The organism is Sphingomonas sp. AOB5 (genome assembly GCF_029433115.1).
Taxonomy (GTDB): domain Bacteria; phylum Pseudomonadota; class Alphaproteobacteria; order Sphingomonadales; family Sphingomonadaceae; genus Sphingomonas.
Genome location: NZ_JARNTV010000106.1, coordinates 1 through 6,076, shown reverse-complemented (window position 1 = coordinate 6,076; position 6,076 = coordinate 1). Strand labels below are relative to the sequence as shown.

The 6,076-nt window shown below is 68.1% G+C and carries 7 protein-coding genes; all 7 read right to left on the bottom strand.

All coding sequences use genetic code 11. The features are described 5' to 3' along the window. On the bottom strand, positions 1–732 hold a 732-nt coding region (locus tag P1X14_RS21390; RefSeq protein WP_277317451.1), incomplete at its 3' end, for an NAD(P)H-hydrate epimerase. Positions 733–752: 20 nt separating this feature from the next. Continuing rightward, the gene (locus tag P1X14_RS21385; protein WP_277317450.1) at positions 753–1,172 is read right to left on the bottom strand and encodes a hypothetical protein; all 420 of its coding nucleotides are present in this window, start codon (positions 1,170–1,172) and stop codon (positions 753–755) included. Further along, positions 1,153–2,874: a dihydroxy-acid dehydratase gene (gene ilvD, locus P1X14_RS21380; RefSeq protein ID WP_277317449.1), complete on the bottom strand. Its 1,722-nt coding sequence runs from the start codon at positions 2,872–2,874 to the stop codon at positions 1,153–1,155. The genes P1X14_RS21385 and ilvD overlap by 20 nt, the downstream gene beginning before the upstream one ends. A gap of 19 nt (positions 2,875–2,893) precedes the next feature. Beyond that, positions 2,894–3,613, bottom strand: coding sequence for an N-formylglutamate amidohydrolase (locus P1X14_RS21375; protein WP_277317448.1), 720 nt, complete (start codon positions 3,611–3,613; stop codon positions 2,894–2,896). Continuing rightward, positions 3,613–4,344, bottom strand: a complete 732-nt coding sequence (locus P1X14_RS21370; RefSeq protein WP_277317447.1) for an enoyl-CoA hydratase-related protein — start codon at positions 4,342–4,344, stop codon at positions 3,613–3,615. The genes P1X14_RS21375 and P1X14_RS21370 overlap by 1 nt, the downstream gene beginning before the upstream one ends. A gap of 323 nt (positions 4,345–4,667) precedes the next feature. Then, positions 4,668–5,492: a 4-(cytidine 5'-diphospho)-2-C-methyl-D-erythritol kinase gene (locus P1X14_RS21365; protein ID WP_277317446.1), complete on the bottom strand. Its 825-nt coding sequence runs from the start codon at positions 5,490–5,492 to the stop codon at positions 4,668–4,670. 1 nt (position 5,493) lies between these two features. Then, a partial coding sequence (locus P1X14_RS21360; RefSeq protein WP_277317445.1) for a tetratricopeptide repeat protein occupies positions 5,494–6,076 on the bottom strand: 583 nt, incomplete at its 5' end.

Here is a 6,076-nt window from a genome sequence, read left to right as displayed (position 1 = left end):
ACCGGCCCCGCCCGCCATCGCCGCGCCTGCCGCCAGCCGCGCCGCGCCGGGCATGAGGTTCTCGACCACCGCGACCATCCCACGGCTATATTTGTGGTCATAGGCACTCGGCGCGCTCAGCCGCGGCCGCGCCACCGTCCGCCACGCCGCATCCACCGGAATCCCGATATCGGCGAGCAACACATGCCCGCATTTCTCCAGCCCCGCATTCAGCACATGCGCCGGCTTCAGCGCCGCCAGCGCCACCGTTGCATCCACGCGCGGTGCGCCCAGATCGGCGCCGCTGTCGGTGTCCAGCCCCGATGGCAGGTCGATCGCCAGCACGAACTGCGCCGCCTTGGCCAGATCGGCGAACAGCGCACGCGGTCCGCGTTCCAGCGCGCGGCTCATCCCGGTGCCGAACAGACCGTCGACCAGCACCGGCCTTGGTCGCGCTTCGTAAAGCGAAGTCGTGACGCCATCCCATTGGGCGAACATCGCCTGAGCCGCTTCGGTCGCCGGTTCGCTCAGCGCCGCCACCACGACGTCATGCCCTGCCGCCTTCAGCACCCGCGCGGCGACATAGGCGTCCCCGCCATTATTGCCCGGCCCGGCCAGCACCAGGATCGGCCGCCCTACGGCAAAGCGCGCCGCCTCCATCGCCACTGCAGTCCCTGCACGCTCCATGACGTCGAGCTGCGCCACCGTGCGGAACACCGCCTCTTCCGCGGCGCGCATCGCATCTGCGGTCACGATCGGAGCGCCTGCGGGAATCATTTCTTCTTCTTTTCCGGGCTCGCGGCCCCACCCACCGTCGCCGGCAGGCGATAGCGCGCGCCGCCCAGCGCGACCTCGATCAGATCGGGCGCGATCACCGAAACCTTGGCCTGCTCCGCGCCGTCCGCCGCCACCACGCCGCGCCCGTCCTTGGTCACCAGCAGCCGCCGGAACCCGCCATCGGGATGGCGCAGCGTCAGGAACAGCCCGTCCTGCGTCTCGGTCCGATCGATGGTGCAGGCGGTGGTGAACACGATCTCGCCCTTCAGCGCGCATTCGATCCGGCTCTCGGCATCGGCCATGGCGCGGCCGTTCGCCGCCGCCTTCGCGTCGCCCACCTTGTCCGGCGCCTTCAGATAGTCGCACCCCGTCAGGAGCAGCAGCAGTGCGGCGGTGCTAGATATCCGCGTAAACATGGGTCTCGGCACTGGCTCCAGGATGCGTCACCGCGCCCTTATAAGCAGGACCGACATTCTGCGCATAGCGCCACAGCGCTCCCGCCTGATAGTTGTTCACGCGCGGCTGCCATTTCGCCCGGCGCTCGGCCAGTACGGCTTCGTCGACCAGCAGTTCGATGGTGCCCGCTTCGGCATCGATCCGGATGATGTCGCCATCCTCGATCAGCGCGATGGGGCCGCAATCGGCGGCTTCGGGGCCGACATGGCCGATGCAGAAGCCGCGGGTCGCGCCCGAGAAGCGCCCGTCGGTGATCAGCGCGACGCTTTCGCCCATGCCCTGGCCATAGAGCGCGGCGGTCGTGGAGAGCATTTCGCGCATGCCCGGGCCACCCTTCGGCCCTTCATAGCGGATGACGATCACTTCGCCTTCGTTGATGGTCCGCGCCTCGACCGCGGCGAAGCACGGCTCCTCACGGTCGAACACCCGTGCCGGGCCTTCGAACACCAGATTGTGCAGCCCCGCCACCTTCACGATCGCGCCTTCGGGCGCCAGCGAGCCGCGCAGGCCGACAACGCCACCGGTCGGCGTGATCGGCGTCTTCGCGTCGTAGATCACCTTCTGGTCGGGGTTCCACGTCACCTGATCGATATTCTCGGCCAGCGTTTTGCCGGTCACGGTCATGCAGTCGCCGTGGAGATAGCCCTCGGCCAGCAGCGACTTCATCAGCATGTACACGCCACCCGCGTCATACATGTCGCGCGCCAGATACTGGCCGCCGGGCTGCAGGTCCGCGCAGTACGGCGTCGTCTTGAAGATCTCGGCCACGTCGAACAGGTCGAACTCGATCCCCGCTTCGCTCGCCATCGCGGGCAGGTGCAGGCCGCCATTGGTCGATCCACCAGTCGCTGCGACGATGCGCGCGGCATTCTCGAACGCTTCGCGGGTGCAGATGTCGCGCGGGCGGATATTCGCCGCCAGCAACTCCATCACCTGCGCGCCCGCCGCGACTGCGATCTGTTCGCGCGTGGAATAAGGTGCAGGCACCATGTTGCTGTTCGGCAAGGACAAACCGATTGCCTCGCCGACGCACGCCATGGTGTTGGCGGTATATTGGCCGCCGCACGCGCCATGGCCGGGACAGGCAACGCGCTCAAGCTCATGAACCTCGCTGATCGGGCAATTGCCGGCGGCATAGCGGCCGACCACCTCGAATACGTCCTTCACGCTCACGTCGCGCCCATGGAAGCGGCCCGGAAGGATCGATCCGCCATAGACGAAGATGCTCGGCACGTTCAGCCGCAGCATCGCCATCATCATGCCGGGCAGCGACTTGTCACAGCCTGCGAACCCCACGAGCGCGTCATAGCAGTGGCCGCGCACGCTCAGTTCGACCGAGTCGGCGATCACTTCGCGGCTGGCCAGCGAGCTGTGCATGCCCTGATGGCCCATCGCGATGCCATCGGTCACGGTGATGGTGTTGAACCGGCGCGGCATGCCACCGCCCGCCTCCACGCCCTTGCGCGCCGCATCGGCCTGCGCGTCCAGCGTGGTGTTGCACGGCGCGCTGTCATTGCCCGCGCTGGCAATGCCTACGAACGGCCGTGCGATCTCTTCTTCGGTGAGGCCCATCGCATAATAATAGCTGCGGTGCGGGGCGCGCTCGGGGCCGACGGAGACGTGGCGCGAGGGCAGGCGGGATTTGTCGAAACGCTGAGTCATGGTGGCGCGCCCTATGTCTCTACGCGGCCCGGTTCGCAAGAAGATTACGTAAATGGGCCGCTAATTGACTTAAAATATCCACCCATTGTTGCACGCCTGCCGCATCGCGGATCAGGTCGTTGCGGATTTCGATGGCGATCGAGGGGATGCCGAGCGCCTCGGCATGGCGGTTCAGCGTCGCGTTGAGCAGCTTGCCCGAATAGGGTTCGTTGTCCCCGGTCGGCAGCCCCTGCCCGCGCAGCCACTCGACCGCTGGTCGCGCCAGCGTCTCGTCCTCGTTATAGAGGATGCCGACCTCCCATGGCCGGTCGCCGCCCCCCTGCTCCAGCCGCGGCGTGAAGCTGTGGATCGACAGGATCATGTCCGGCCGCGCCGTCGCAATCCGTGCCTCGATGGTATCGTGATAGGGAATATGGAACCGCGTCAGCCATGCCGCGCGGTCGATATTGGCATTGCCCGGGATCGCATGGCCGTCGCTGGCCAGCGGGATCAGATTGGGATGATCCGGCTCGCGATGCAGGTCGAGCACCAGGCGCGACACGGTGCCGAGGATCGCGGGCGCGTCGAGGACCGCCGACAGCCCCCGCGTGACGTCCGCCGCACCGATATCGATCGCGATATGCAGGTCGAGCAGTTCCGCCGCGATACCCAGATCGATATCCGCAGGCACATGGTTGGAGGCATGGTCGCACAACAGCAGGATGCCGTGCCCCGCGCCTTCGATGATCTCCGCCGCCATCAGAAGTCGGGCCTGCGCCGCTCGCGGAATGCCGCCAGCCCCTTGGCAAACTCCTCGCCCGAAAAGGCGGCGTCGAACGCGTCGTCCAGTGCCGGATCGGTCGGATCGACCAGCGCGCGCTTGAGCAATTTCATCGCCCCCGGCGCATTCGCCGCAATCCGGTCGGCAAAGGCGCGTGCCAGCGGCTCGGCATCTTCCCAGCGCAGCTCGACCAGCCCCATCGCCAGCGCGTCTGCCGCATCGACGATCTCGCCGGTGAACAGCATCCGCGCCGCATTGCCCTTGCCCACCTGCGCGCTCAGCCGCGCCACATCCTCGCGCGGATAACCGATGCCCAGCTTTGCCGGTGTCGCCGCGAACTGCGCGCCCTCCCCCGCCACGCGCAGGTCGCAGGCGAGAATCAGCGCAACCGCAGCGCCATAACAACCGCCATCCACCACCGCGAGGCAGGGCATGGGCAGCGCAGCCACTGCCTCGATTCCCGCGCGCATCGCCTTCCGGAATTGCGTGGCGTCGCCCTCGGCAAAGGTCCCGAATTCGGAAATGTCGGCCCCCGCCGAAAAGATCAGCGGCACTTCGGATCGCAGGATCGCCACCCGCGCATCGCTCGCGGCAATTTCGTTCGCGACTTCGGCCAGTTTCAGCCAGCCGGCGGTGGGCAGCGCGTTGCGCGCAGCGGGGCGATCGAGGGTGATGGTGGCGACATGCCCGTCGCGGTCGAGGCGGATCATGGGGCCGCTCTGCCCCAAGCTGCGCCGTCTGTCACCGGCCTGATATAGCCGGGGATGGCGCGAGCCGAGGCTCGGACCACCGACGGACGTCCCGCTCCTGGCGTCTGATCCGCTGCCTCCGCTATGCATGCCAAAGCCTCAAGATCGGCTTTACCAAGGTGGTAAACAGGATGCCGTTTGCCCCATCGCGACAGGCTGGGAGGAAATGGCCTGTGCTCCGGCGAAGGCCGGAGCGTTGGCGGCCGAAGCATCGCCATACGTCCAATGCTCCGGCCTTCGCCGGAGCACGGCTATTTGTAGCAACGGATAGTCGTCAAACAGCGTCAGATCAGCGCGGTCGCGACAGACCACCAGTCCGGCCACATCGCCCGCTTCGCTGCCTCGCAATCCTCGGCCCGCTCGAACAGCGCGAAACAGGTCGCGCCCGAGCCGGACATGCGCGCGACCATCGCGCCCGGCTGACCCGCCATCACGTCCAGCACTTCGTCGATCTCCGGCGCGATGCCGCGGGCCGGCGGCTCCAGATCGTTGCGGCCATCATGGACGATCGCGCCCATCCCGCCTTCGGGCAGCGGCCCCCGGTCGACCCCGTCCCATGCCTTGAACACCGCGGCGGTCGGCACCGGCACCAGCGGATTGACCAGCAGCACCGGCACGCCCGGCGCGCCATCGATGGGCACAAGCTGCTCGCCCCGCCCCCGCCCGATCGCGGTGCGCCCCAGCAGGCACGCCGGAACGTCAGAGCCCAGCGCATCGGCGCACGCGAACAGCCGGGTATCGTCGAGCGGAACACCCTGAAGCCTGGCCAACGCCCGCAACGTCGCCGCCGCGTCCGCAGACCCCCCGCCGATCCCCGAGGCCACCGGCAGGTGCTTCTCCAGCTCGATCCGCCACGGCCCGCCGCCGAACGTCGCGGCAAAGCTCGCGGCTGCGCGGGTCACAAGATTGTCGCCCTCGCCCGCCAGCGCGCCCGCAAATGGCCCGGTCACGCTGAAGCCGTCGCCCTCGCCGATCCGCACCACATCGCCCGCCTCGACGAACGCGAACAATGTCTCGAGTTCGTGATAGCCATCGGGCCGCCGCGCGCGGACATGCAGCGCGAGGTTGAGCTTCGCGGGCGCAGCTTCGGCAATCAGGAATCCGGCCATGTCAGTTGGCGGCGCCAAGTCCGTTGGTCAGCTTGGCCGCGATGCGCGGCGCGGCGGCATCGTCGGCATAGAGCGCCGCTGCCTTCCACGCATAACGCGCTTCGTAACGCCGCCCGAGCTTCCAGTAGATATCGCCCAGATGCTCGTTGACCAGGCTCCCGCCCGGATCGGCCTGCGCCGCACGTTCCAGCAGCGGCAATGCCCGCACCAGATCGCCGCGCGTATAATAGGCCCAGCCCAGCGCATCGATGATCGCCGGGTCGTTCGGCCGCAACCGGCTGGCGCGTTCGAGCATCAGCTGGCCTTCCTCCAGCCCGTCGCCCCGCGAAACCAGCGCGGAGCCGAGATAGCTCAGCACCTTCGATTCACGCGGCGCCAGCGCCACCGCGCGGCGCAGCGATGCAAGCGCCTCGCTCCAGCGCCCGGCACGGTCCAGCGCGGTGCCGCGCAGGAAATGGAGGTTCCAGTCATTCTCGCCGCCGCGCGCGATCGCCATCGCATAGGCGGCGGCGGCGGCGTCATGCTGCTTGTCCGCGGCCAGCAGATCGCCATAGGCGCGCGCATCGGCTGCGCTGGCGCCTCTG